The following is a 25,359-nucleotide window of genomic DNA, read 5'->3' on the forward strand; positions in this document are numbered from 1 at the left end:
GCCAAATGTCCGAACTCAGGAGCGCTGAGCAGCGGTAGCCGAGTTCGTAGGATGCGACGGACTCCGTAGAGCGGGTCCCCGGTGCGGCCGCGGTGACCCCAGGTCTGCTGCTGGATGCGTTGGCGGCATAGGTCGAGCTTGTCCCCGGCCAGAGCAACGACGTGGAAGGGGTCCATCACTGGGGTGGCTTCGGGCAGCTGGTCGGTCGCGGCGTTCTTGTAGCCGGAGAAGCCGTCCATGGCCACGATCTCAACCTGGTCGCGGAACGCCGAACTCTGCTCAGCCAGCCAGGTCTTCAACGCTGCCGCTGAATGCCCGAGTACCAGATCGAGCAGTCGGGCGCGTCCGGTCCCGTCCAGCACCGGGGTCAGGTCGATGATGACGGTGACGTAGCCGTCTTCCCCGCGCCGGCGGGTGTGTGACCAGCGGTGCTCGTCAACGCCGAGGACTCTCACGCCATCGAGTCCGGTGGTGTCGGTGGCCACGATCATCGCGGTGGCGTCCATAGCGATGGAGTTGACGGTGTCCCAGGACAACCCGAGTTCGCGGGCGACCGCGGCGACGGTGGCCCGGTCGATCATCAGTCGCCGGCAGATGTAGCGGGCGCATCGGCGGGTGGTCGGGGCGCCGCGGCGGGCGAGGCGATCGGTGTTGTGGGCGAACACTTCTCGATCGCAGGAGGTGTTGACGCATCGGTAGCGCGGCACCCGAACGTGCAGCCGAAGCGGGTGCCCGACCACGGGCACGTCGGTGACGCGGCGGATCACAGTGTCGCGGTAGCGGGTATCGGCACCGCAGTCTGGACACCCGCGTTGGCCGTCGTCGAGCAGGTTGCAGAACACCACCATGGCCTCGCCGTCGAGGGCGGCGTCGGTGATCGTCACACCGAGTTCGACGGTCCGCACGATCGTGTCGGCAACGACAGCAGCAGAAGACGACGTAATCTCAGACACGGGGCTCCCCGGAAGGTAGACGCAAGGCGTGGGAACCTGCATCATCTGCCTACCGGGGCCCGTTTCAGCTCACCGACACGACCCCATCGCCGGAATCGCCGCGCCCTCAGCTGCACTCCATTTCCGGAAGAGCCCGTTAATCTGCACACTGTTGACGACGGGATGGGGGGTAGCTGCCGTGAAGAGGTTATTCATTCGCCTATTGAACGTGTTGATCGCACTCCGTATGCGGACGCTAGCCGCTCTGCTGGCAAGTTTAGCCACTTCCCTGCGCGACCGGCGCCTGACATCTGTGCGGTGGGATGGGGAGGACTGGAGGTTCAAGTGGGCAGGTGGTTGTCTGTACTGGCACGCACCCATTGTTAGCCCAAGGCGGGTGACAATGAAAAATATCGCTTCCTATCTCTATGCGTACACTCCGCAGAGCGGAGACACAATCTTGGAAATCGGCGCGGGCGTCGGCACTGAGGTGGGCTTGTTGTCGAATGCTGTCGGCAAGTCTGGACGGGTGATCGCGGTAGAGGCCGATCCGACCGCAATTCGCCGCTTGGAGAAGCAGGTTGCGGAATTGAAGCATCAGAATGTAGAAGTTGTAGCTGCCGCGGTTGGGGCCGAAGAAGGCGTGATTCAACTGGATATCGTTGAACCTGGGGCATTGATGAATTCTACGGTTGCGACGGTCGGCGGGGCATCCGTGACTGTTCGCTGTAAGACATTACCTGCAATATCGCGCCAGTACAAGATCGATACCGTGTCGTATATGAAATTGAACATCGAGGGAGCTGAATATGACGCACTCGTCGGCCTTGGCCCGTCGATCAAGAACATTGAAAATATGTGTATATCGTGTCATGATTTCACTGGAATTCCGGCACAGCGAACTTACCGGAAGACCTATGATTATCTCAAAGAGCAGAACTTTCGCTTGACGTCGTTACCCCCAAATCCCGCAGCTCCGTGGGAGGACTACTACATATTTGCCTCTCGTGGCCCAGCCTAGGATCATGAGGTGTTGCCTTCTTCATTGATAGTGGCTGATCACAGCCTCCACCGCTTTCGTGGGAAATGCCACGCTAAGCGGAAGGGGCGAGTCCCGTGAATGCGAACGGGCGATCTCCAGATCGGCGAACAGCGCCCACGGCATTGCTCGCCATCGACTTCCCCCAGCCATAGTGGTTACCAGCACCCGCTCGCCAGAACCACCATCTACCGCGCCTCGCTCAACGCCCCGCGTAATACTGTCGCCCCCTTCCCGCCCGCACCTACTCTCCGACCGCAGCGATCCGGAGAACGTCTAGAATAATTCGACGTGACGCACGGTGAGCGAACTCTTATCGGGACATCGGTCTCACCATGGCGGTCTTTACGCAGTGTCGCTTGGCGAGCTTTGAGGCAAGGGCGGACTTTTCGCCGGATGCTGCATGAGATGGAGAGTCGGGAGCAATGGTCGCCAGGCCGCATGGCGGCCTACCAGTCCAAGCAGCTTGAGCAACTACTGCGGATCTGTTCGACGAGCGTCCCGTACTATGTCGATCTTTTCCGTCATGAGGGCCTCGATCTCGATCGGCTGAGCCCGAACGACATGCTTTCTCGTGTCCCGCCGTTGGAGAAATCCGAGATCCGCCGAGATCCCGAGAAGTTCCTCAACACCCGCATGCATCGGTGGTTACTTCATGAGACTTGTACCAGCGGGACGACCGGCACACCACTGGTCTGTTGGCGGGATCTGCCGGCCATCAATTTCGAGAACGCCACTCTGTGGCGCCAGAGACGTTGGGCTGGCTTCTCTTTCCACGACCGTCGGGTGACACTTCGCGGTGAGGTGCCGGTTTCGATCACGCGCACCACACCCCCCTACTGGCGTTACGACCCCGCCGAACGTCAGCTCGTGATGTCTAGTCACCACTTGGGGCCACGAACCGCCTCCGACTATGCGACTGCGTTATCCGCGTTCGCGCCACAAGCTGTCGAAGGCTACCCCAATTCGCTGGCGGTATTGGCACGGTTGCTGCGCAGCTGCGGCATCGAGCACCTCCCAGTGAAAGCAGTTTTCACGTCATCGGAAATGGTCCTCGATTCTTATCGCCGGGTCTTTGAAGATTTTTACTGCGCGCCTGTCTTCGACCACTACGGAACTTCCGAACGCGCAGCAGCGATTTCGTCGTGTGAACAAGGCCGTTATCACGTCCTGCCGGACTACGCAGTGGTCGAATTCGGCGAGGGTGGCGAGATCATCGGAACGCCGTTGTTCAACCACGCTTTCCCGCTGCTTCGCTATCGGACAGGCGACGCAGCTACGTTGGAGCAAGAAACCGCCTGCCCCTGTGGCCGCAGTTCATTACCTGTCGTCAGCCAGATCCAGGGGCGTTTGGACTCTCAAGTGGTTACTCCCGATGGCAAGATTGCCGGAACAGCAGCGTTGTCGCTGATCTACAAGGGCGTTCACCATATTGTCGAGAGCCAGATCGTCCAAGAATCAGCGCAACGTGTGGTTCTGAAGATTGTTCGTGAGCACGGCTACACACCGAATGACGAACAGATCCTGCTGTGTCACGCGCGCGAGCGGCTGGGGCATGTGATCGATATAGCGGTGGAATATGTTGATCGCATTCCACGAACTGCCAGCGGTAAATTCGTTGCCGTGGTCGGCATGTCTGGCAATACCACCACCTGACTCCAACACTTCCGAGGGGTTTCTGATGAGTGGCTTGAGCTGGTACGCGCGCCGGCTTCGTTCTATGAGCCCACGCGAAGTGCCCGAAAAGTCCGCGAAACTCGTTGACCGTCAATGCGATCAGTCCGGCTGGGGTCGGCGTGGTGTCGTGCTCGGTGGCGCAGGCGCGACAGCCCTGACTTTTATCAAACTAGCCTCGATTTTTCGTCGAGGGTGATGTGGTGGGAGTCGGGGCTGGGGTTTGTTGATGGACCCGGGTTTTGTGGCAATGCCGTTAACTTTGTAGGCGGGTGAGTCGGATGTCGGGTGGCCCTCGGTGTCTGATGTTTTTGTGGTCCAGGGTTTTTCGCGGAAACTTTGTGCCGCTGGCTCGTTTGGTGACGCGGGGGTAGGTGCGGTGCCGTCTGGCCGGGTTGGGTCGCTGGAGGATCTCGGCGACGGCGTGACGCAGGCTGGTGGCGAGTCGGTTAGGGGGAAAAACCCGCCTGCCCGGTGACGTGGCGGCGGACGATGCGCAGGGTGCGGATGAACGACATCCGTAGCGGGTCGAGTCCGTCGGGGTTGGTGGCCTCATACATCAGCGCGCGGATCGCGTAGTGGGTCAACAACAGCGCCCAGATCTCTTGGCGCACCATCTCGGGGCTGTGCGAGCGCAGGACCCGGTAGCTGCCGCGTTGGCGGGTTTCGATCTCGGCGAGGCTGGATTCGAATTCCCAGCGTTGGTGATAGACCGCGGCGAGCTCGGTGGCGGAGGCTAGCTCCGGATCGAGGATGGTGGTGATCAGCCGGATGGGCGATCCGCTGTGGGTCTCGCGGTTGGTGATGTCGTACTCGATGACGCGCACCATGGGGCCCGAGGGACGGCGTGCAGGCCGCGGGCCTCGTGGCGTCGCAGGCGTTGACGTTCGATGGTGGTCAGCAGCACGCTCAGATACGAGCCGTCAGCCAGGTCGGTGACTACGTGCAATTTCAGTGCTGACTGCACCCGCCACAGCAATTCGGCGCCGGTCGCAGTGGCCTCCTGCCAGAATTCGCGGCTGTAGAACCCGCGGTCGGCAAGCACGAGCATCCCGGGTTCGACACTGGCCAGCAAGGGGCGGGCGAGTTCACGCTCGTCGACGAGGACGCCACCGAGGTGGGCGTCGATCACCGCGTGGGTGCCGCATTCGCCCAGTCCGAGCACCTTGACCTTCGGGTAGGGGGCGTCCAGGCCCTGGCTGACACCGCGACCGAAGGCGTCTTCGTTGTCGGCGGTGTCGGGAACGTCGAGTTGGACGCCGTCGATGGCCATCACCCGCAGATCCCCCAGCCACGCGCCCGGCGTGCCTGCCCCGGCCAGCGGCCGGGCGACCCGCGCGTAGAGCTCGCGGATCGGTTCGGCACCCAGCCGGGCCCGGGCTTGGCACAGCGCTGAGGAGGTGGGCAGCTGCCAGTCCTCGTCCCAGGACCGCAGAAACCGCAACCCGTCGACGAGTTTGCGCATTACCTCTTCGTAGGCGTCGTCGAAGAACAACGTCATAGCCAGCACGAAGTAGGCGACCACCCGGGCGGCAGCAGCCGACGGCGCCGTTCGGTGCGGCCGGTGTCGGCGAGCACCTCGTCGACGAGATCGCGGTGCACCAGCCTGGTCAGCACACCCAAGCCGATCCGGTCGGTCAACCGGTCCCTACGACCGCTTTCACCACCGGCACCCTCGTCGACCACACGAATAAGTGTGATGCGTAATCCTTTGCAGCGCAATACTTCTAGGAGCCAATCTGAGGCGCGAAGAACGTGCCGGCCAACACATCACCTTCGCTCGATCGGCACCGTTCACATCCACTGAACACGCTCTACAGCAACAGCTTTCGATCCTAATCCCGCTGACCTGCGACGACGCTAAAGTTAACGGCATTGGGTTTTGTGGTGGGGCCGTGTTTGATGGCCCCGTGTCGCCGGGTGGTGCGGGCTTTCCCAGTGCCAGTGGGTCTTTCGTGGTCGACGGATCGGTTGATCCGGTGTCAGTCGAAGGCTGTGCGGATGGTCTGCCAGGCGGTGGCGATGATCGCTGCCCAGCGCCATGCAAGTACAGCAGCGGGAGTACCTCGGTCATCTGCGGCGACTTGCGTGACCAGGCGGGCAGGATCGCCGAGGCGAACCGTTGTCGCTCTGCGGTATCGGCGTCGACGCGCTTGTCGTTGACCCGCGGCGCCGTCACCGTGACCGCGCCCGCCGCGGTCAGCACGTCACGCTCGCGGTGGTAGCCGTTGCAGACCACCGGACGCCGGCCGTGCTCGTCGACCTCACCGGCATGGGCATCGATGTAGGCGGCCACTTCGGCGGCCAACGCCGTCGCGAGCATCTGCCGCGCGCCGTCGCGGACAATCTCATCGAGCAACGACCGACCGACACCGGCGTTCTTCTCGTTGGAGCATTCCGTGTCGTGAACTACCGTGAGCATGGGCGTACCTTCCCAACCAGCGCGTCAACGCCGGTCTTGATCAGAGAACCTTGGACTTCAGATCATCCTCGGGAAGTGCGCCCACTTTCACGCCCCTCGCCAAGGCTCATCCACAGGTTCTGATCATTGCTCCTGACGAGGGATCCGACCGGTTGATAGCCCGTCCAGCGGCCGGGTCGATCGTGGGTACGGTGATGATGCAGACGACCGCCGTCCCCGGTGTTGATCATCGCCAGGATCAATGACGAACACCGCCGCAGTGCTCGTCACACAGAGGGACGGGCAACACATAGAGCCGGTTCATGGCGCTGCAGTACGTGATCCGTGTGCAAGACGGGTCGATTGGTACAGTCTCGCCGTTGTCCCGTTGGGAAAGGGCCAACGAGATGTCGATGCGCTACCTTGGGGTCAATCAAGTTGGAGATCAGCATCATTACGCCGGCGGGAGGCTCTGGGACGACCATGTTGGATCGCCGAAGCCTGTTACGCGCCGCCGCTGCCGCGGCCGTTGCGGCGGCAAGTAACCGTGGCGTCGCCCACGCGGAGAATCCGGAATCGCAATCCGGCCTGGCGGTGACACGTAAGTACGGACAGGGAATTAAGCCGACCATACAGGGTTGGGATATGTGGTTCGACGCCGCCCTGATCGGCGGGCGCATCGTTATGTCGGACGATTTCATAGATCAGAATCGGCCCGGCGCCCCCACTTCCCGCCTCGGTGATGCCTGGTCCGGGTGGGATCCGTCGCTTCGGCTGGATGCCGGCATGGTCAGCGGCTCAGGTCTTGCGTGGGCCGCGACCGGAGTCGCCGATGGTGCCGTCGTCGCGACGTTCACAGCAGGGGAGGATGTACGCATTGAGCTGCTTCCCCGATTCGTGGACCCAGCGAACTACGTGTCCGTGGTCGTACAGTCGGGGTCGGTCGTGCTTCGCGCCAGAGTCAGCGGAATTGATACGACGCTGGGGTCGGCGCCGGGCCCGCCTTTCTCGCCCGGGGCCCCCTACTGGTACCGAGTCGAGTTCAGGGGTGGGGTCTACGCCGTGACCACAGGGTTACGGGATACGCCTTATATCGACCCAGTCCTGATCGCCACAGATCCGGCCGCGAATTTTCTCTCCTCAACACAGCAGGGGTTCCATCTTGACACTGTCGGGACGGACTGCGGGATCACCAGCCTCGCGGTGTTCACCGTGACCCCAGATGACCTCGGCCGCGTCGCGGCGTGGCCCGATCTGTGTCTCGATGGTGGGCAGATCGCCACCCAAATCGAGATGGACCGGCGGCCGCGGTACCAGGCGATTGCACAAGGCGCAATCACCCCCTCGGTAGCCTTTGCAGGATCGAGTGTCCTTACTTCCGACATTGCGGCGGACGGCGGAACGCAGACCGTCTTCGTCGTCGCCGAGGTTCGTGATCTGCCTGAGACGGCGGGAGCCTTCATCGCCGGTCATCCTATGGGGGGACTGGAGTTGCGGCTGAACCCGAACGGTTCGTTGGAAGCACTCGTCACGATGAAGTCGTCGATCGGCGCCAGCGTCGCGGCGGTGCCCACTAGACAAACCTCTGTGATCGCACTTTCCTACGACTCCGGAACGGGCGAATTCCAGTTCTATATCGACGGACTTCCCTCCGAGCCGAGCGTGTATCTCGGTCGCCACGTGACGTCGCTGGAAGGCAGCGGGGGAAGCGTGGCGATCGGCGCGATCAGCGCCGATCTCGATGCGCTCAACGCAAACATCTACGAGATCACCCGGTACGGTCGTTGCCTGAGGGGCGACGAAATCGCAGCCGCCGCAGAGGGTTTGGCGGCTAAGCATGGGATCACGCTACAGCCGAGGTTTTCCGCTCTGCCGAGGGTCCCGTTCCCGCGGTCGAGCCCCGACAACAGAACAGCACTCCGCGGAGCTAATATTCATCCCAAAGCCGCGGATTTCTACACCGACGGCGCGTTCGACAACGCGAACGTGTGGGCCCAGCTCTGGACTCGCTGGGAGTGGGACGGCTGGATAGAACGTGGTATCGAACTCGCAAAGGGGCTGGGCGCGAACACGATTCGCATCATCGGTGACATTCGGGGACTTCATCAAGGCCGGATCACCCGGGCAACCTACTTGGATCACCTTCGTCAACTCACCGAGTACCTCGACAGTCAGGGCATGTACCTCTACGGCACGAGTGGGGACCTGCGCCACCTTGTGGATATCGACGAAATGTTCATTACCGCGGAGTTACAGGCGCAGGCCGATCTCCTCAATGACTACCCTAATGTCGTCGGGTGGGATGTGATGCAGGAGATCGGATCGTCGTTCAAGACCTTCGGCAAGCAACGTTGTATCGAATTGGCGCGAAACTGGGCCGCGGCGATCAGGAGCGTCACCACAGGCATCCCGCTCACATATTCCTCAATTTCATATACCTGGGATGTGGCGACGTACCGTGAGTTCGACGAATTTGTCGACTACTTCGACCTGCATCTCTACTCCACACCAGAGGCACGACTCGGTGACCAGTCCATCGCCCCCCTGCTGTCGATGACGAGCAAGCCGGTGATGATCGGGGAGTTCGGAGTCGATACTCGAGCGTTAACAACTCAACAGGCCGTGGACGCGTACGAGGCCATCCTCGGTCTGGTGAGGGACAACCCGCAGGTCGTCGGCGCGAACTGCTGGTCAATTATGAATGATGCGACGGGGCTCTACGACGAAGCCGGCCAGAACTTGAGGACCGATCTCGCAGACATATTCACTCGGTTCCCTTTGACCCGGTAACCGCGGCTGCAAAGGTGTTTATGTCGCCAGTTCGTGATGTTGGGATATTCAAGACTCCTGCATAGCTCCAGCAATTGGTGTGTGGTTGTCTGTGGGATTTGATGCTTTAGCCCGGATTTTTCGTAGAATGTTGTGAGTTTTGGGGTGTAGATACGCGAAAGTGCCTGTCCTGCAGGGGATAATCTGACTTCTCTACGGTTCGATCAACCCATTGGGAAGGCACTTCGCAGGTGAAGAGTATCGCGGTGGCATCACGGGTGAAAGTGTCGGCCGACGGCCAGGGTGTCGTGTCGCATGCTGGGATGGGCTTGCTGCGCGAGCTCGCCGATCTCACGGGCCTGTCCTTGCAGGTCACCGCGGTGCTGGCCGATACCTACCGCGGCCGGTGGGTGTACGCCCCTGGTGAGGTGTTCGCCGATCTGGCGGCTGCGGTCGCCGACGGTGCGGACTGCATCGACGGTGTGGGACTGGCCTTCCCCCGGGACCGTGGAGGCATCAGCTATAAGGAGTAGCGATGTCAGAGAAACGGAAGAAGTACGACCGGGAGTTCCGTGAGGGGGCTGTTCGGATCGTGCGTGAGACGGGTAAGTCGATCGCGCAGGTGGCTCGGGATCTGGGGGTTCACGAGGGCACTCTGGGTAATTGGGTCACTCAGGACCGTGAGGCACGGGAGGGTCGTGGGGAGTTGACCCGCGATGACCTGGCCGAGCTCAAGCGTCTGCGCAGCGAGAACGCCGAGTTGCGGATGGAGCGTGATGTCCTCAAGCGATCGGTGGTCCTGTGGGTGAAGGACGCGACGAAGTGAGCGGGGCACGTTTCATTGCCGACCAGAGGACCAAATACCGAGTGCCACATGCATTTACGTGTGTGCTGTTGGGTGTGAGCGTGTCGTGGTTCTACAAGTGGATCGCTCGCGCGGGCAATACCGACGGGTTGCACACTGACACCGATCGGCGCCGCGCGCAGCTCGATGCCGCGGTCGCGTCGGCGTTCACGGCGGCCAGAGGGTTGCATGGATCGCCGCGGCTGATCGCTGACCTGCGCGATCTGGGCTGGGAAGTGTCGGAGAAGACGGTGGCCGATTCGATGCGCCGCCAGGGGTTGGTGGCGCGCCGTATCAAGCGGGGCCTTGCCCCCATGCAGTGGACACGGGATTTGTGGTTAGGCGGCTTCGGGCAGTGTAGTGGTCGTTAGGTTCCTTTCGTAGGTCGCGGGGCTGGAATGACGGCATCGGGAGTGCCGTCGTTTGGTGTGATAGCGGGCCAGCCAGCCGAACACCTCGCGGCGGCAACTCGCCGCGTCGGGCCAGCAGGACCGGTCTTGCAGGACCTCACGCTTGAGGGTGGCGTTGAACGATTCCGCGAGCGCGTTATCGGCACTTGACCCCACACCACCCATCGACTGGGTAACTCCAAGAGCTTTGCAGAGTCGTGCGAAATCCTTTGAGGTGTGTTGACTTCCGTGATCGGCATGGAACACAGCACCGGCCAGGCTGCCCCGTAGGGCGGTAGCGGCGTGCAGGGCGTCGGCGACGAGTTCGGTGCGCATGTGCTCGGCGATCGCCCACCCGCGACCCGCCGCGAGCAGCAGTCGATCACCGTGGCCAGGTACAGGTTGCCGCCGGTGGCCAACGGCAGGTAGGTGATGTCCCCGACATAGCGGGTGTTGATCTGCGTGGCGGTGAAGTCCCTGTTGAGCAGGTCGGGGACCTTCTGGTCGGCCGGATCAGCCACCGTGGTTTTCACGCCGGCGGCGCCGGTAGCCGGCGATCCCGTGGCTGCGCATCACCCGGGCCACCCGCTTGTGGTTGACCCGCTCACCGTCGGGCACGCCGTCGTTGAGCTCGGCGGTGATCCGCGGTGCCCCGTAGGTGTTGTCCTCGTCGTGCACCACCCGGATCCGCTCGGCCAGCACCTGGTCAGCGGCCTCACGCGCCGCGCGGCCGTCAGCACCGGCCAGCCATGCGTAGAACGACGAACGTGCGACCTCCACGAGCGCACACAGCCACTTCACCTCGAAGGCGTGCAGGTGGTCGGCGACGAACTGGAAGCGGCTCACCCGTTCGTCTCCCCGGCGAAATATTTCGCCGCCGACCGCAGAATGTCCCGCTCGGTGGACAACCGGGCCTGCGTGGCGCGTAACGCCTTGTTCTCAGCCCGCAGCCGGGCCAGCTCCTGCTCCGCAGTCTCGCAACCCGGGCTCGCTGCCGCCGCCGAGGCCGACCGACAGTGCCGGATCGACACCCCGGCCGCCTTGCACCACGCCGACAGTGTCGCCTCACTGACACCGAGCTCGGCGGCGATCACCGTGATCGTCGCACCCTCGGTGTCCCGGTAAAGCGCGACCGCGTCACGCTTGAACTCCTCTGGATAGTTTTTCCTTGCCATCGCGTTGGATCATCTCGCTTCCCCCAGGAACATCCCGGGATTGAGCGTGTCCAACACATGGGGTCAAGTCCCGTTGTCATCGACTTCTGCATTGACGGCCCGATCGGCTATTTCGCCGGATCTCTCGGGCATCGCATCATCTCGGCCGACACTAGAAGTGCCCGGAGGATCAACCGTGCCGTGGCCACGGTCTATCTGGCATTGGCTGGATGGGTCGCCGCTACTGCCTGAGCGAACTGTCCTGCCTCGTCACGTCGGGCGCTTCGCAAACCAGCGGGCTGCCCCACCTGGCCTGAACCCGTTCGACGGACCGACGTTTTGTGCAATACCTACAAGACTTTCGCCCGTCTCGCATGCAGATAATGAAGACGGCTCAGATCCTGTCCCTAAGGTCGTAGACGTCTGGGGTTGGTGCCTCGGATGCCCAGGGCGGTGGGGTGTAGCTGAGATCCTGTTGTCGCGTGTGTGGCTTTCTGAGGCTGGCTGCCCCACCGTGCTGGACGCTCTGACCGCTAATTGAGAGCTGATGCGAATCGTCGCTGTTTAGGGACATGTCGGCGGAGCTGTCCACGGGCTGACCTACGAGCACAGGAGAACGACGGTGACGGTGCGGCCACAGGTGTGGGTCGGGATCGACGTCGGCAAGCTCAGCCATCACGCGTGCGCGGTGGATGAGACCGGCAAAGTGGTGTGGACCCAGAAACTGGCCAACGAGCAGCGTGCCATCGAGACGGTGATCGAGCGTGCGCACACGTCTGCCGAGCGGGTGCAGTGGGCGATCGACTTGACCAGTCCGATCGCGTCGATGCTGATCACCGTGCTCCTGGCTGTCGAGGAAACGGTGGTCTACGTGCCCGGCCGGGTGGTCAACACCATGACGAACGCGTTTCGCGGCGAAGGCAAGACCGACGCCAAGGACGCACGCGTGATCGCCCAAATCGCCCGCATGCGAACCGATCTCGCCGACGTGACGATGCCCGACGACCTGGTGGTGGAGTTGACCCAGCTGACCGGGGATCGCACTGATGTGATGGCCGATTGGGTGCGTGGCATCAACCGGCTGCGGTCGCTGCTGGGGTCGATCTTCCCGGCTCTGGAAGCGGCGTTCGACTACTCCACCCGCACACCACTGATCCTGGTAGCCGGACTGTGCACCCCGGAAGAGATCCGCGCCGCCGGCACCGAGCGCGTCACGGCTCACCTGCAGGCGAATAAGGCGTGGGCGCCGGGGATCGCCAAGACCGCCACCACCGCCGTGGCGCTAGCGAACGCACAGCACCTGGTACTGCCTGGGCAGAACGGTACGGCTGCTCTGGTGAAGCGGATCGCGGCCAAGCTGCTCGACCTGGACCGCGAGATCAAGGACCTCGACAAGACGATCGCCGAGCGTTTCCGTGACCACCCGTACGCCCGGATCATCGAATCGCTGCCCGGCTTCGGACCCAATCTGGGTGCTGAATTCCTCGTCGTCACCCGCGGTGACCTGGCCTCTTTCGGCACCGCTGGGCGGTTGGCGTCCTACGCAGGACTTGTTCCGGTGCCCCAGGATTCGGGTCGCGTCAGCGGCAATCTTCGCCGACCGAAACGCTTCAACCGTCGCCTGCGGCGGGTGTTCTATCTGGCGGCGCTGTCCAGCTTGCGCACCGGCGGACCGTCTCGGCAGTTCTATGACCGCAAACGCGGTGAACGCCTCGTCCACAGCCAGGCGTTGCTCGCCCTGGCGCGGCGCCTGGTCGACGTGCTGTGGGCACTGCTACGCGACGGGCGAGAGTTCACCCTCGACAAGCCTGCACTCGCTGCCGCGTGACCGCTCAGCGGGGCGAATAGAGCCTCCTGACGCCGAGCTGCGTCTCAACCGATCACACCATCATGGGTATCGATGAAGCAGGCCACTAACGCCGTCTCCGCAGCGAAACTCGGCGTCTCGTCTCTGAGGGACCGGGGTCGAGCGAGACTGCTGACGCATGCGCTCCGCACCTGGGTAGGGGGTGTGCCTAAATTGTGGTGCGGTCATGCCGCTGCCAGTGCTGTTCGAGCAGGGGGGCGAGTTCGGCGGCTCGTTCGTCGGGGAAGAACAGGCGCGCCCCCTTGAGGGTGACGACGCCGGTGGTGCTTGCAATCAGGTCGGCGAGTTGGTGTGCCCACTTGACCCGGAAGAAGACATCACCAGTCCCCCACGCAATCAGGGTGGGTGCTCGAAGTTGTTGGAGCTGAGGCCTGACGGCTGCCAGGTCGTCGGTACTGACAGACCTCAGCATTCGCGCGAATGCGGCGGCCGCAGCCCCGGTTCCTAGGACGGGGCGCCAGAACGCGTCCAGAACATCGGTCGGCAGGTAGTGGGCGTTCTGGTAACCAGCCGTGGTCACCCACCGTGTGACGGTCGGGTGTCCGACCAGGCGCGGCCCGACCACCTCGAACAGGCGAGGCCAGCGTGCTGCTGCCACAACGGGTTTGAACATCATGGGCGGCATGTTGGGTTCGGTGTCGCAATTGGTCAACGTCAGTGTCGCCAGCCTCTCGCCGAGACGAGCGGCCACGATCTGTGCGATTGCCCCGCCAGTATCGTTGGCCACGAGGTCGACTCGTTCGAGGCCGAGGTGATCGCACAGGTCGATGACACGGCTCGCGAGACCTGTCAGCGATACATCCGCGTCCTGGGCGGCTGGGGGCGTCTGTCCATGTCCGGGCAGATCGACGGCGATGCAGCGGCGGTTATCGGACGCAAGGATTCCTATGACGTTGCGCCACAGCAGGCTGTTGGTGATCACGCCGTGGATGAAGACGGCGGTGCGGCCGTAGCCGACGTCGATGAAGCTGACTGGCCCAGTGTGAATCGTGGCGTGCTGGCGGTGTATCTCGAACGCAGCGATGTCCATGCCGCTCCTATCAGATACCATAGGTTTCTCACCTACTATCGGTATGCAACGTACCGGACCGACTATGCTCGGTGGGGTGGGAACTGTCAAGAGTCGCCGTGAGCAATATGCCGAGCAGACGCGGCAAGCCTTGCTCGACGCCGCTGCCGCCGCATTCGCCGAGCGCGGCTTCACGGCCACCTCCATCGACGACATCGCCGCATCTGCTCAGGTCACCAAAGGAGCTGTTTACCATCACTTCTCAGACAAGCGGGCACTCTTTGAAGCAGTGCTGAACCGTTGCGACGAAGCTGCAAAGGTGCAGGTGTTCGCGGCAGTGTCGGACCATCCAAAAGACTTGTGGGCCGGCATGCTGGCCGCCTTAGAGGTGACGCTCACCGTGTGTGCCGACCCAACCGTTGGCCGCCTCATCTACGTCGAGGGTCCGATCGCACTGGGCTGGACGCGCTGGCGCCAATGCGAAGACCAGTACACCTTCACCAATGTGCGCCTACTACTCACCAGCGCCATAGACGCCGGGCTCTTTCCCCCCGACCTTGCCGTCGACCCCATGGCCCAGCTGCTCTCCGGCATGATCACCCACGCCGGCATCGCCCTTGCCGAAGCTGCACCGTCAGCCCGTACCGCTCTGCGATCCGGGTTATCCGCCGAGATAGCCCGCGTGCTCCGCGGGTTGAGAATGCAGACTGACCCCTAGCCGTTGCTCGAATACAACAGTGGCAACCCAGCAGCGAGCGCCGCCGTCGGGCTCATCGCGACCCCGGCCGCGCTTGACACCCTCATTGAGAGTCTCACTGGAGCTGCTGTCCGGTGCGGTCATTGCGGTCGGGTGTTCTGCTGGTGCGTTTCGTGGGCGAGGGTTTTGAGGATGCTGATGACTGCGTTGACTGCAGGCCGAGCGGTTGCGCCGACACGGGTGACAGCTTCGATTCGGCGGGCTATGCGTACTCCGCTGAGTGGTTTGCGAGTCAGATCCCGTGCGGTGAGTATGTAACGGGGTAGGAGCGCGACTCCTACCCCCGCTACGACAAGTTCTTCGACCACCCGAAAGTCGTTGACTCTCTGTACGATGCGTGGGTGCACTCCGGATATGGTGGCTAGCGAGCGCAGCACGTCGTCGACCATGAGGCCGCCCTCGACGCCGATCCAGGGTTCGTCGGCGAGTTCGCGGAGGGGGACCCGCTTGCGCTCGGCGAGGCGATGGCCCGGCGGTAACAGAATCTCAAGGGGTTCCCGCAGCAGCAAGGTGGCTTCGATGCGGGGACCCCATTGCGCGGGGTCACGTTCGTCGCGGTGCACAACGACGACGTCGAAGTCGGCGAGCTGGCCCGGGGCGTGTGCGGCGGGCTGATCGATATCGCGTCCGAGAACTTCGACGCCGATCGCTGCAGCCCGGGTGATAAGTCCTGCTAACAGCATCGCGGCGCCGGAAGGGAACATAGCGACACGCACGGTTCCGCGAGGTGTGCTCCGGAAACCGTCCATGTCAGCGTGGGCGCGATCGAGGGCCGCTAGTACTTCATCGGTGCGCGCGACCAGGACTCGGCCGGCATCAGTGAGTCGTAATCGGCGTCCCGTGGCTTCGAGAAGAGGAACACCAGCCTCACGTTGCAGGATCTTGAGCTGCTGGGAGACCGCGGACGGGGTGAGGGACATTGCGGTTGCAGCGGCATGAACCGTGCCGCGCTCGGCCAGTTCGCGCAACAGTCGCAAACGCTCCACATCCATGTAGTAAATCTACTTAATTACTGAAGATAGTGTTGCTTGTCCAATGCGTTTGCCTCTGGCGATGATGGATGTTGCCGCGGCATGGGGGCCCGGTAGTCGCCGAATCTGGCTCGCCGCTTGCGTCGTTCATAGCTCGGAAGCTGCACTCCTGTGGGCCGGGCGGCTTGTGACCCTTTCACAGAAAGACCACTGCCATTTCTGCTTACCGATTCCGCTCATTCGATGAGATCGACCAGCGCCTCGACCGGAGCGGGCCCGTGATCACCCTGTTCAGCGGGGGACTCGACAGTACCTATCTGCTACTACGGCTACGCGAGATGGGATTCAGCGACGTCCACGCCCTGTCCGTCGACATCGGCGAACTAGAAACACAGGAGGAAAAGCAGCGAATCGCGGTCAGGCTGGGTGCGACGCTGCACGTCAGCCACCAGCAAGACGTGTTCGCCGCGGAGTTCGTGGCACCGGCAATCAAAGCCCAGGCCGTTTATCTGGGTCTGCACCCGGTCAGCTCGACACTGAGCCGCCCCTTGATCGCACGCACCGCTGTCGACCTCGCCCACGGCCTGGGCGCCCAGTGCATCATCCACACCGCCAACCGATCGCAGAACACACTTCGGCGGCTCAACGGCACCCTGGAATTGCTCGGCTTTGACGGCAATTACGGCAGCCCGTACGACCTGCAACCTGTTTCCCGCGTAGCCAAGACTTCTGAGCTGGCAGCGGCAGGAATCACTTTCGCCAGTGATCGCTCGTTGAGCGGGGACTCAAACCTGTGGTGCCGAGAGTTCGAGTCCGGCGCGCTCGACGATCCCGAGGCGCATTCGATTCCCGAGACGATCTACCGGTGGAGCACCACCTCGCCCGACCTGCGCGACCGCGACGAACATCTGTCGATCACCGTGGAAGAAGGCATCCCCACGGCTATCGACGGGCTGGCAATGAACCTGGTCGAACTCGGGACCACCTCAACACCCGAGTCGGACGCCTAGGAGTTGGACGCTTCACAGGTCTAGAACATCTCGACGACGGTCAAAAAGTCTTCGAAGTTCGCGAAATGCCCGCCGCCTGGATCCTCCTGCGCACAATGCGTCACCTGGAAAGCGCCTGCCTGTCCGCCGAGTTCATGCGCGTCAAGCTTGGGGTTGAACAGCTTTGGACCCGCGAGGCTGTCGAAGGCAGATGGTTCGGTCTGCTCAAGACCGCCGCAGAGGCCTTCATCGACCAATGCACCGCTACGGTCACCGGCACCGTGAAATGGCACCTCCACAACGGTGTGGCGGGCACCGCCGCGATCATCGCAGAACGTCCCGTCTACCTACGCGACCGCGAGCGCTGGGAAACCGAGTCCATTCGTGCCGAACTCGACAATTTCAGCCCACTCCTGATTGAAGAAAGCCTTCAACGATGACCACATCAACCACCGACAACGCAACCATTTCGTCCATTGCGGCCGCGATGGCCCAGCCCGGTTACCTACACCTGACCGCCACGCAGACCGAATCATTGGCCGATGCTTCCGCCGATGACTGGTCATCATTCGCCGCCGAGTGGAACCATTTGGTAGCGGATCGATACATGGCTGACGGGGGCACCTACCGGCTGCGCCGCTACAGCAGCTTCACCCTGGACACCACAACCGGCGAATTCCTGCAACAACCGCACAGCCCCTACCTGCAGAGCATGACCGTCAATCACCTCAACGGCGGAATCGAACGACACTTCGAACCCTGCACCGCCGCCTTCTGCCGCAACCCAGTCCTGCGCGGATTACTACCAGCGCTGGGGAGGGCCTTCACCCAGGCACAGGGATCGCATCGATGGAACATCAAACTCCACCCCTACCGGATCCTGGCTACATCGAAATCCGCCGGCCAACCCGCACCGGAAGGGCGACACCGCGACGGCGTCACCTACATCACGACCCTGATGATTAGCCGCTGCCAGATCACCGGAGGACGCAGCACCGTCTACACCAACACCGGCTCTGAACTCACCGCCACCACCCTGCTGCAGCGCGGTGAACTCCTCCTCGCCGACGACAACACCACCCTGCACTCAGTCACCCCAATCCTGCCGGCAGAAGGATTCGACCACGGACATCGCGACGTCCTCGTCATCGCCTTCACCGCCGAGACCCCGTGAGCATCCTCAACCGCGCCACCCCCGACCCGGCCATTAACGGCACACAGCCACCGGCCGGGTCCCCCTCCCACAGAACCGTCGATGTCGCACTGCTCGCGGTGGCGATCGTCTGGGGATCGAGCTACCTGGCGGCCAAAGAAGTCGTCACCACCGACAGCGTGTTCTCCTTCCTCGTCATCCGATTCGCCCTCGCCGCAGTGGGCTTGGCTATCGTCTTGGCGTCGAGGCTGCGCCACATCAACCGCACTGAAATCGCTCTCGGCATGATCTTCGGGACAATCCTGAGCATCATCTTCAGTCTCGAAACATTCGGCGTGACAATGACCTCGGCTTCAAATGCAGGGCTGATCATCTCCTTGACCATCGTGATGACACCACTGCTGCAACGCTGGATACAGCGCACTTACCTGCCCCCTGCGTTCTACGGAGCCGCGGTCATCGCTGTCGTCGGCGTCGGACTACTCACGCAAAACGGCGGGTTCGCCACTCCAAGCCTTGGCGATCTTCTGATCCTGCTCGCCGCAGCTGCTCGAGCAGTCCACGTCACAGCGATCGCGCGACTGTCCGAAAAACGCACCCTCGACTCGGCGCGTGTCACACTCGTGCAGCTCTGCACCGGCTTATTCGTGTTTACAGTCCTATCGCAGATCTCCGGGCGAGGAGTCGGCGAAGTTGCCAGGCAGATGAGCACGCAGTCTTGGATCCTGACGATCTATCTCGCGCTCGTCTGCACCGTCTTCGCCTTCTTCATCCAAATATGGGCAGTCCGGCGCACTTCGCCAGCCAGGGTGAGCCTGCTTCTAGGGACCGAACCCCTTTGGGCCGCAACCATCGGCGTGCTCTTGGCCCACGACCCAGTCAGCGTTATCGGCGTCACCGGAGCACTCCTGATCCTCCTCGGCACAAACTGGGGACGAATCATCGACACGCGCCGCCGCGCGGAAATGCCAGCGACTATCGTTCAGGTGCGTCCTTAGGTGTTCATGAAGGCTGGCCTGACTTTTCGCGGTCTGGAAGGGTGTTGAATGGTCGACCGACGACCCGCGGCCCGCAGCCTGATCGCCGGCTGTTCGTAGCCAGATATGCCACACCTTTCGTGCCGTTAGACTACGTTCAGAGTTAACTAAATGAGGGGGCGGAGTGCTCATGCCACGAAACAAATCGATCGCCGGTACCCACGCGGGTGCGCAGATGTTCTGCGATATAGTTCGGCCACTACTCATTCCCAAGTCGCCACAGAGCATTCTCGTTGCAGGATGTGGCAACGGGAGCGAGGCGCTTCATATTCGCGTGGATCTCGATGTTCAAGTGACTGGGGTCGATGTCAACCTTGCGGCGGAAGGTGGAGTCGGAGCTGACTTAGATAGATTCGAGTTGTTACAAGGCAGTGTGCTGGATCTGCCTTACCCTGACAACAGTTTCGACTTCGTCTTTTATCACCATGTAATCGAACATGTCACTGACCCAGCTAAGAGCTTGGATGAATTGGCACGCGTTCTCATGCCGGACGGTCTCATCTATGTCGGCACACCGAATCGGCACCGCGTGGTCGGCTACATCGGTTCGCACACAGCTACCACGTACCAGAAGCTGAAGTGGAACGCCGCCGACTACAGAGCTCGTCTCCGGAACCGATTTCGGAACGAATTTGGCGCGCATGCCGGGTTTTCCGAGAAAGAGCTTTCCGCGCTGTTGAGTCGGAGGTTTGTCGATATTCAATTTGTGACGTCAGATTACCTCCGCTTCAAGTATGGTGATCGTCTCCCGCGCCCCGTCATGGACGCATTGTGTGCACAGCCGTTCCTAGAGGTGGCGGCTCCATCTATCTACGCGGTCGCTCGAAAGTCTCAGTAGCTGCGTCACTTTTTCGCCCCGTGCTATTCGATAGGACAGCGGCTCGATGCATTCCACGGCTTCGTCCTGCATTTGGACATTTTGCTGCCCGGGCGGCCCGCGCTGCGGTGATGTCGTGGGTGCTGCCCGGCTCGGCTTCGCTGGGCCACACCCGATGTCCGCCTTGCAATAACAGGCTCGCGAGAAAACTGCCGCCTGTTGGGTAGATCCTCAGCAGATCCAGCTTTCCCGATGTTCTCCGGTCGCACTTTTCGGCGGATGGTCAGATGGGTGCGGTCAGCGGTGGGCTGTATCCGGATCCGGTGGTGTTGTTCCACGTCGACCGGATCCCCGTGAGCTGCAAGCGGTAAATTCTTCGCTGTGGTTGGTATGGCCGGCGATACGGCTATCCGACTCCAATGCTACCGAGGGGTTCTCATGAGTGGTCTGAAATGGTATGCGCACCGGCTTCAGTCTATGGGCCACCGCGAAATGCTATGGCGAGCCACCATGCCCTTTCGAACTGCCCGCGCACGCGGATCACGGGGCCACAACGTCGCCGAGCTAGTGGATGCGTTGGACTCGGCTGAGGCGCTCGAACGTTTCCGGTCCGGTGTCGATCGTCCCATTCTTCTAGATCGCCAACGTGCGCAAGTGATTCGAGATGAGAATCCCGCGCTCGTCGCCGCACTCCTGAGTGCGGCGGATCTCGCAGTGGAACGTTCGTTCTGTTTTTTCGGCTATCCCGCGGTGACACTCGAACAGCCGATCGACTGGCACTACGATCCGGTCAGTGACGTACGTTGGCCGGAAGTTCTCTCCCGAAAAATCAACCACCGTATCTTTGCCGGCGACGTCAAGTGGATCTGGGAACTTAATCGTCTCCAGCACCTGCCTTGGTTGGCACAAGCCTGGCTGTTCACCGGGGAAAGCCGATATGAACGCGCGGCGTTTGAGCACCTCGATTCCTGGATGGACCAAAATCCGCCCGGCCGCGGTGTCGCCTGGCGGGGAGCGTTCGAAGCAGGCATTCGAGCCATCTCGATTGCAATCGCTGTGCAAGGGCTGCGGGACTCGACTGAGCTAACCGCCAGCCGGTTCGAACGCATTCTGCGCGTTCTAGCCGAAAGTGCCAACCGGTGCTGGCACGACCGGTCGCTCTTCAGCTCGGCCAACAATCATCTAGTAGGCGAGATGGCAGGACTTGCCGTCATCGCATTGATGTTTCCCGATTTTGTTTCATCGGCGTCCTGGGAGTCATGGGCCGTTCAGACGCTTTCGTCGGAGGCGGACAAGCAGATCCTGGCCGACGGCGTCGGCGCTGAACAGGCTGTCGGGTACCAGACTTTCACCGTCGAGTTGCTGTACCTGGTAGCCGCGCTCCTTGCCCAACGAGATGGTCACGCGCCCAATCAAATCGTCGAGGCAATCGTCCGAAGTTCGACGTTCCTCTTCGCCGTAGTGGGAGATCAGGACCCGTGTCCACGCTACGGCGACGATGACGAAGGGTTCGCCCTGCGATTGGGCCCCGAGGCGGTACGGTCTGTACGCGACCATCTTGGCATCGTTTCCGCACACGGCTGGGGCGTGACAGCTCGCGGAACTGTCAACGACACTTTGACCCGGCAGTGGTATCGGGCTATGGCACAGAGTTCATCCGCCGAACTGGTGGGGCTCGCCCCTGCCCTTTCGGCCGAGCGCCCCGCCAGCTTCTTCGCACCTGATGGCGGGCTAGCCGTGCTACGCAGCGGACGGCGGAGGACAACGATGGACGTAGGACCGCTTGGATACCTCTCGATCGCCGCTCACGGTCATGCCGACGCATTGGCCATCACGCTGAGTATCGACGGGCAGGATGTGATAACTGACCCTGGCACGGGCAGTTACTACGGGCATCCAGAATGGCGCCCGGCTATGCGGTCAACGGGCGCACATGCGACGGTTTGCATCGATGGTCAGGATCAGTCTCTAAATGCTGGCTCATTCATGTGGTTGCGCCACGCACGCACGCGTGTACGCCAGGTGGATCTGGTAACAGGCGTAGTAGATGCCGAACATGACGGCTATACCCGGCTGCCGGGTAAGCCCGTACACAGGCGCTGGCTGATCGCCCCGTCAGATGACTGGGGGCAATTAGTAGTTGACATGGTTACTGGCAATGGACATCACGAAGTCAGGACGAACTGGCCACTTCATCCGAGTCTTGAAGTGCAACGAATTCCGTTCGGCCACATAGTCACCCGGCAGAACGTTGGCGTGTCCCAATTGCTGTACTCGTCAACCGCACCGCTGCTGATTGACGAGGTGCGTGGTGACGTGCGAGAGAACCGTGGCTGGTGGTCCGATCGATTGGAAAGCCGCATGCCCGCATGGTGGCTAGGTGCAGTCGCGAACGCCGAGCTCCCGATCGTCGTAGCCACATTGATCGTCCCGATCGACAGACGTCGCATCGACGATCTGTTCGTCGAACGCTGCGACGAATACATCAGCGTCTGCTGGGCGGAAGACAGCGACCTGCGGACGGTAAGAATCGACCTTGCCCCGTCCGCCCATGCAACGATCAGCATCCAGGATTAGGTACCGGTGACTAAAATGCCGCGTGCACTGTGGGTCTCGACGAGTTTGTCCACGCGGGGCGGGATCTCCACCTTCATTCGCAACATGCGCGATACGGACTTATGGGACAATTGGAATATCCGCCATGTCGCCACCCACCGCAATGGCAGTATGCCGGTTCGAATCTTGGCTTTTACTTTGGGCTATATCCATTTCGCATGGGCGTTAGTGATCAATCGGCCCGACATCGTTCACATTCATACGGCGTCCTATGGAAGTTTCGCCCGAAAATTCGTTCTTATCTGGACAGCGAAAGCATTCCGCATTCCGGTAGTTTTGCACGTGCATGGTGCCCGATTCAACGAATTTTTTGACAACGCACCACGATCCCTTCGCCTATTGATTCGTATTTCCTTGGAACATGTCGAAGTAGTGATCGCACTCGGTAGAGCTTGGGCCACTGAGCTGCGGCGGATCGCACCCCGCGCCCGTATTGAGGTGGTGTCTAACGCAGTAAGGCCGGGCCGCGCGGATCAACAGAAGGTCAGCGGCCCTGTTCACGTTGTGTTCCTCGGTGAGATCGGAGAACGCAAGGGAACTTTTGTGCTTCTCGAGGCGTGGGCGAAATTGATCGCGTACCCCAACTGCCAGCTCGCCAAGTTGACCATCGCCGGTGACGGAGAAGTCGAACGCGCTCGGGACGTCGTATTAGACCTGGGTATCGGGACCAGCGTCGACGTGCGCGGATGGCTTTCAGAGACCGCCGTTGCAACACTATTGTCCGATGCTCACGTGCTCGTGCTTCCATCGCTTAACGAAGGGCAACCGATGGCAATACTCGAGGCGATGTCGCGAGGTATGTGCATCATCGCCAGCGGTGTCGGCGGCATTCCCGAGATGCTCGGCAATTCCAGCGGAGTCCTCATCATTCCAGGGAGCGTGGACACGCTGTTCGGCGCGCTCCGTGATGTGGTGAATAGCGAAACCGCCCGCTCTGACTACGGCGCGCGCGCGTTTCAACGGGCCGTCGACGAATTCAATATCGACACCGCGGCCCGTCGAATCGATGCGTTTTACCACCAGATCACACAGGTCAAGGCGCTGCCCGCGCGCTCCCGACGTGCTGCAAGCATAGAACTCAAGGCGCCAAGCCAGGTGAACGAACACAGTGACTGGACCCCGTGAAACGAAGTGAACTGGTCGACGGCGAGAGAGTTCACTGGTGGCCACAAGTCCGAATGACGTGACGTCAACCCCTCGGAATCAGGGATAGTTGACGGCCGCGTTTACGGAGTCTGCGTGGTTCCGTTCCAGAGGACCGATCTCGCAAGACTGCCCCCCCTGCATTCCCCGTTCCGGTTGGCCCGTTTCTGACATGTGCCGACGGTCCTAATTGATCTAAGGCTCTAATTGTTCTATCGAGAACTATGTGTCAGATGTCGGCTGCACCGTTGGGGATCAGGTGCCGGTAAAATCCGACGAGCTGTTGGCGGGAGAATTCCCAGGACAGTTGTTCCTCGAGGCGGGTCCTCCCGATTTGCCCCATCTCGGCCCGGCGGGCGGGATCCTCGAGGAGGTCGCTGATCGCTTGTGCAAACGCCGCCTCGTCGTTGGCGGGCACATAGATTGCAGCCTCGCCTGCCGAATGCCGGGCCTCGATGAGGTCAAAGGACACGATCGGACGCGACATCGCCATGTATTCGAGAACCTTGTTCATTGTCGAGACATCGTTAAGGGGGTTTCGAGGGTCTGGGGACAAGCAGACGTCGGCGGTCGAGAGGCAGCGTTGGACATACTCGTCGGGAACCCTGCCGGGAAAGGCCACCACGTCGTCGAGGCCCAGTTGGCTACTGAGCGCGACCATGTCGTCGTAGCTGTCACCCGCTCCCATGAAGATGCAGTGGAAATCATCGCGTGCGAGGTTGTCGCGCAACAGTTTCAGCGCCCGCAACGCGTAGTCCACGCCATCCTGCGGACCCATCACACCGAGGTAAGCGAGTAGGTAGCGCTTTCCGTGGCGCAGGCTGTCATCCGGCGGCTGCTGGAGGAAGCGGCTCAAGTCCGGCGCGCTGCGAACCACCGTCACTCGATCGGGAGCCATCTTCCCGCGTTCAATGGCCACTCGTCGGTAGCTCTCATTCGTGGAGATCACCGCGTCCGCGGCGGCAAACGTCAGACGTTCGACAAGTCTGGTGGCTCGATATAGCAGGGCCGGGGCCCGCGTGAAACGCGATTGGAACAGTTCGGGCACTAGGTCGTGGTGATCGAAGACGAAACGTGCGCCAAACGGGCGCAAAACCAAGGCGATGAGAAAGAGGAGATCGGGCGGATTGCACGCGTGCACAACATCAATCGGGCTTTCGCGACGGACCTTCAGCGCCAGCCTCAGCGTATGCCATAGCGCCACGCTGTACTCGCGGAGATAGCCTGCCGGACCACCCGCGGCAGGGCGTAGCGGATACCGCAGGATTCGCACGCCATCTATCACCTCCTCCGGGAGATGGTCGCGGTTCGCGCCCATCGGGCAGATCACCGTCACGGCGAAGCCAGCATCAGTCAATGCGCGGCTTTCCTGCCATACCCGACGGTCAAAAGGCACCGACAGATTCTCAACCAAAATGAGAATGTGCTGTTTACTACAGGGCTGCGCGTCGTCCATGACCCTCCCGTTCCCCGCCGATGCTAAAGCCCTGCTTCGGAGTCACCCCCGCGGACCTGCAGAGTCGCCGCAACGATAACTCAGGGGGATTCTCTCCCAGCGACCAACAACCCGAGAAGCACACCAAGAGGCACCCTGATATCCAGGGTATTTGAGCAATCGCCGCATTGCTCCTGCTCGCTCCAGCATGCACACCAGCCCTGTGTGTCACACCCGACAAGACTGCAGGTCGCGCGCTCACATCACGACCTTGCCGAGGCCTGGGTCGGATTTCGCGGATGTGAGAAACTCTGGAAGTGAAAGTTAGTCAGGCAATTCGGGCTTCGCTGGGACTGTTGGACC

General features: G+C 61.7%; 15 protein-coding genes and 7 pseudogenes. 15 read left to right on the forward strand and 7 right to left on the reverse strand.

Annotation, left to right across the window (positions count from 1 at the left end):
• Positions 1-23 precede the first annotated feature (23 nt).
• Positions 24-995, reverse strand: a pseudogene (locus tag G6N13_RS12090) (ISL3 family transposase); the annotation flags it as partial.
• Positions 996-1,335: 340 nt separating this feature from the next.
• Between G6N13_RS12090 and G6N13_RS12095 the strand changes: the two are divergent.
• Together G6N13_RS12095 and G6N13_RS12100 are read left to right on the forward strand one after the other, a co-directional pair.
• Entirely contained in the window at positions 1,336-1,953 is a 618-nt protein-coding gene (locus tag G6N13_RS12095; RefSeq protein ID WP_235678068.1) for an FkbM family methyltransferase, read from the forward strand.
• A gap of 414 nt (positions 1,954-2,367) precedes the next feature.
• Positions 2,368-3,627, forward strand: coding sequence for a phenylacetate--CoA ligase family protein (locus tag G6N13_RS12100; protein ID WP_163697296.1), 1,260 nt, complete (start codon positions 2,368-2,370; stop codon positions 3,625-3,627).
• Positions 3,628-4,094: 467 nt separating this feature from the next.
• Here G6N13_RS12100 and G6N13_RS12105 read toward each other — a convergent pair.
• A pseudogene (locus G6N13_RS12105) lies at positions 4,095-5,337 on the reverse strand (IS4 family transposase).
• 346 nt (positions 5,338-5,683) lie between these two features.
• A pseudogene (locus tag G6N13_RS12110) lies at positions 5,684-6,067 on the reverse strand (transposase); the annotation flags it as partial.
• Positions 6,068-6,484: 417 nt separating this feature from the next.
• Between G6N13_RS12110 and G6N13_RS12115 the strand changes: the two are divergent.
• The 4 genes and pseudogenes from G6N13_RS12115 to G6N13_RS12130 form a co-directional block, all read left to right on the forward strand.
• Positions 6,485-8,836 (forward strand): LamG-like jellyroll fold domain-containing protein, encoded by a 2,352-nt coding sequence (locus G6N13_RS12115; RefSeq protein ID WP_163697298.1) that lies wholly within the window; start codon positions 6,485-6,487, stop codon positions 8,834-8,836.
• Between the two features lie 230 nt (positions 8,837-9,066).
• A pseudogene (locus tag G6N13_RS12120) lies at positions 9,067-9,303 on the forward strand (IS1380 family transposase); the annotation flags it as partial.
• A 47-nt stretch (positions 9,304-9,350) separates the two neighbouring features.
• Complete coding sequence (locus G6N13_RS12125; protein ID WP_163697300.1) at positions 9,351-9,641, forward strand: transposase; 291 nt, start codon at positions 9,351-9,353, stop codon at positions 9,639-9,641.
• Positions 9,638-9,961: pseudogene (locus G6N13_RS12130) on the forward strand (IS3 family transposase); the annotation flags it as partial. The gene G6N13_RS12125 and the pseudogene G6N13_RS12130, both read left to right, overlap by 4 nt.
• Before the next feature lie 36 nt (positions 9,962-9,997).
• On the opposite strand, the pseudogene G6N13_RS12135 reads toward G6N13_RS12130, so the two are convergent.
• Positions 9,998-11,223: pseudogene (locus tag G6N13_RS12135) on the reverse strand (IS3 family transposase).
• A gap of 601 nt (positions 11,224-11,824) precedes the next feature.
• Between G6N13_RS12135 and G6N13_RS12140 the strand changes: the two are divergent.
• Positions 11,825-13,030: an IS110 family RNA-guided transposase gene (locus G6N13_RS12140; RefSeq protein ID WP_163697302.1), complete on the forward strand. Its 1,206-nt coding sequence runs from the start codon at positions 11,825-11,827 to the stop codon at positions 13,028-13,030.
• A 187-nt stretch (positions 13,031-13,217) separates the two neighbouring features.
• Here the strand turns inward: G6N13_RS12140 and G6N13_RS12145 are convergent, their stop codons facing one another.
• The gene (locus tag G6N13_RS12145; RefSeq protein WP_235677741.1) at positions 13,218-14,189 is read right to left on the reverse strand and encodes an alpha/beta fold hydrolase; all 972 of its coding nucleotides are present in this window, start codon (positions 14,187-14,189) and stop codon (positions 13,218-13,220) included.
• On the opposite strand from G6N13_RS12145, the gene G6N13_RS12150 reads away from it, so the two are divergent.
• Complete coding sequence (locus tag G6N13_RS12150) at positions 14,176-14,796, forward strand: TetR family transcriptional regulator (protein WP_163697305.1); 621 nt, start codon at positions 14,176-14,178, stop codon at positions 14,794-14,796. The genes G6N13_RS12145 and G6N13_RS12150 overlap by 14 nt on opposite strands.
• 119 nt (positions 14,797-14,915) lie before the next feature.
• On the opposite strand, the gene G6N13_RS12155 is transcribed toward G6N13_RS12150, so the two are convergent.
• Positions 14,916-15,827, reverse strand: coding sequence for a LysR family transcriptional regulator (locus G6N13_RS12155; protein ID WP_163697307.1), 912 nt, complete (start codon positions 15,825-15,827; stop codon positions 14,916-14,918).
• Between the two features lie 257 nt (positions 15,828-16,084).
• On the opposite strand from G6N13_RS12155, the gene G6N13_RS25690 reads away from it, so the two are divergent.
• The 7 genes and pseudogenes from G6N13_RS25690 (at position 16,085) to G6N13_RS12185 (ending at position 23,543) form a co-directional block, all read left to right on the forward strand.
• Entirely contained in the window at positions 16,085-16,816 is a 732-nt protein-coding gene (locus G6N13_RS25690; RefSeq protein WP_197746793.1) for an argininosuccinate synthase domain-containing protein, read from the forward strand.
• 32 nt (positions 16,817-16,848) lie between these two features.
• Positions 16,849-17,235, forward strand: a pseudogene (locus tag G6N13_RS25695) (hypothetical protein); the annotation flags it as partial.
• Entirely contained in the window at positions 17,232-17,969 is a 738-nt protein-coding gene (locus tag G6N13_RS12165) for a 2OG-Fe dioxygenase family protein (protein ID WP_163697309.1), read from the forward strand. The pseudogene G6N13_RS25695 and the gene G6N13_RS12165, both read left to right, overlap by 4 nt.
• Entirely contained in the window at positions 17,966-18,946 is a 981-nt protein-coding gene (locus tag G6N13_RS12170) for a DMT family transporter (protein ID WP_197746794.1), read from the forward strand. Before G6N13_RS12165 ends, G6N13_RS12170 begins: the two co-directional genes overlap by 4 nt.
• A 214-nt stretch (positions 18,947-19,160) precedes the next feature.
• On the forward strand, positions 19,161-19,823 hold the full coding sequence (locus tag G6N13_RS12175) for a class I SAM-dependent methyltransferase (RefSeq protein ID WP_235678069.1): 663 nt from the start codon (positions 19,161-19,163) through the stop codon (positions 19,821-19,823).
• 546 nt (positions 19,824-20,369) lie between these two features.
• On the forward strand, positions 20,370-22,379 hold the full coding sequence (locus tag G6N13_RS12180) for a heparinase II/III family protein (protein WP_220096747.1): 2,010 nt from the start codon (positions 20,370-20,372) through the stop codon (positions 22,377-22,379).
• Positions 22,380-22,394: 15 nt separating this feature from the next.
• Entirely contained in the window at positions 22,395-23,543 is a 1,149-nt protein-coding gene (locus G6N13_RS12185; RefSeq protein ID WP_163697315.1) for a glycosyltransferase family 4 protein, read from the forward strand.
• A 247-nt stretch (positions 23,544-23,790) separates the two neighbouring features.
• Here the strand turns inward: G6N13_RS12185 and G6N13_RS12190 are convergent, their stop codons facing one another.
• On the reverse strand, positions 23,791-25,017 hold the full coding sequence (locus G6N13_RS12190; RefSeq protein ID WP_163697317.1) for a glycosyltransferase family 4 protein: 1,227 nt from the start codon (positions 25,015-25,017) through the stop codon (positions 23,791-23,793).
• Between the last annotated feature and the right edge of the window lie 342 nt (positions 25,018-25,359).

The organism is Mycolicibacterium sarraceniae, from assembly GCF_010731875.1.
Lineage (GTDB): Bacteria > Actinomycetota > Actinomycetes > Mycobacteriales > Mycobacteriaceae > Mycobacterium > Mycobacterium sarraceniae.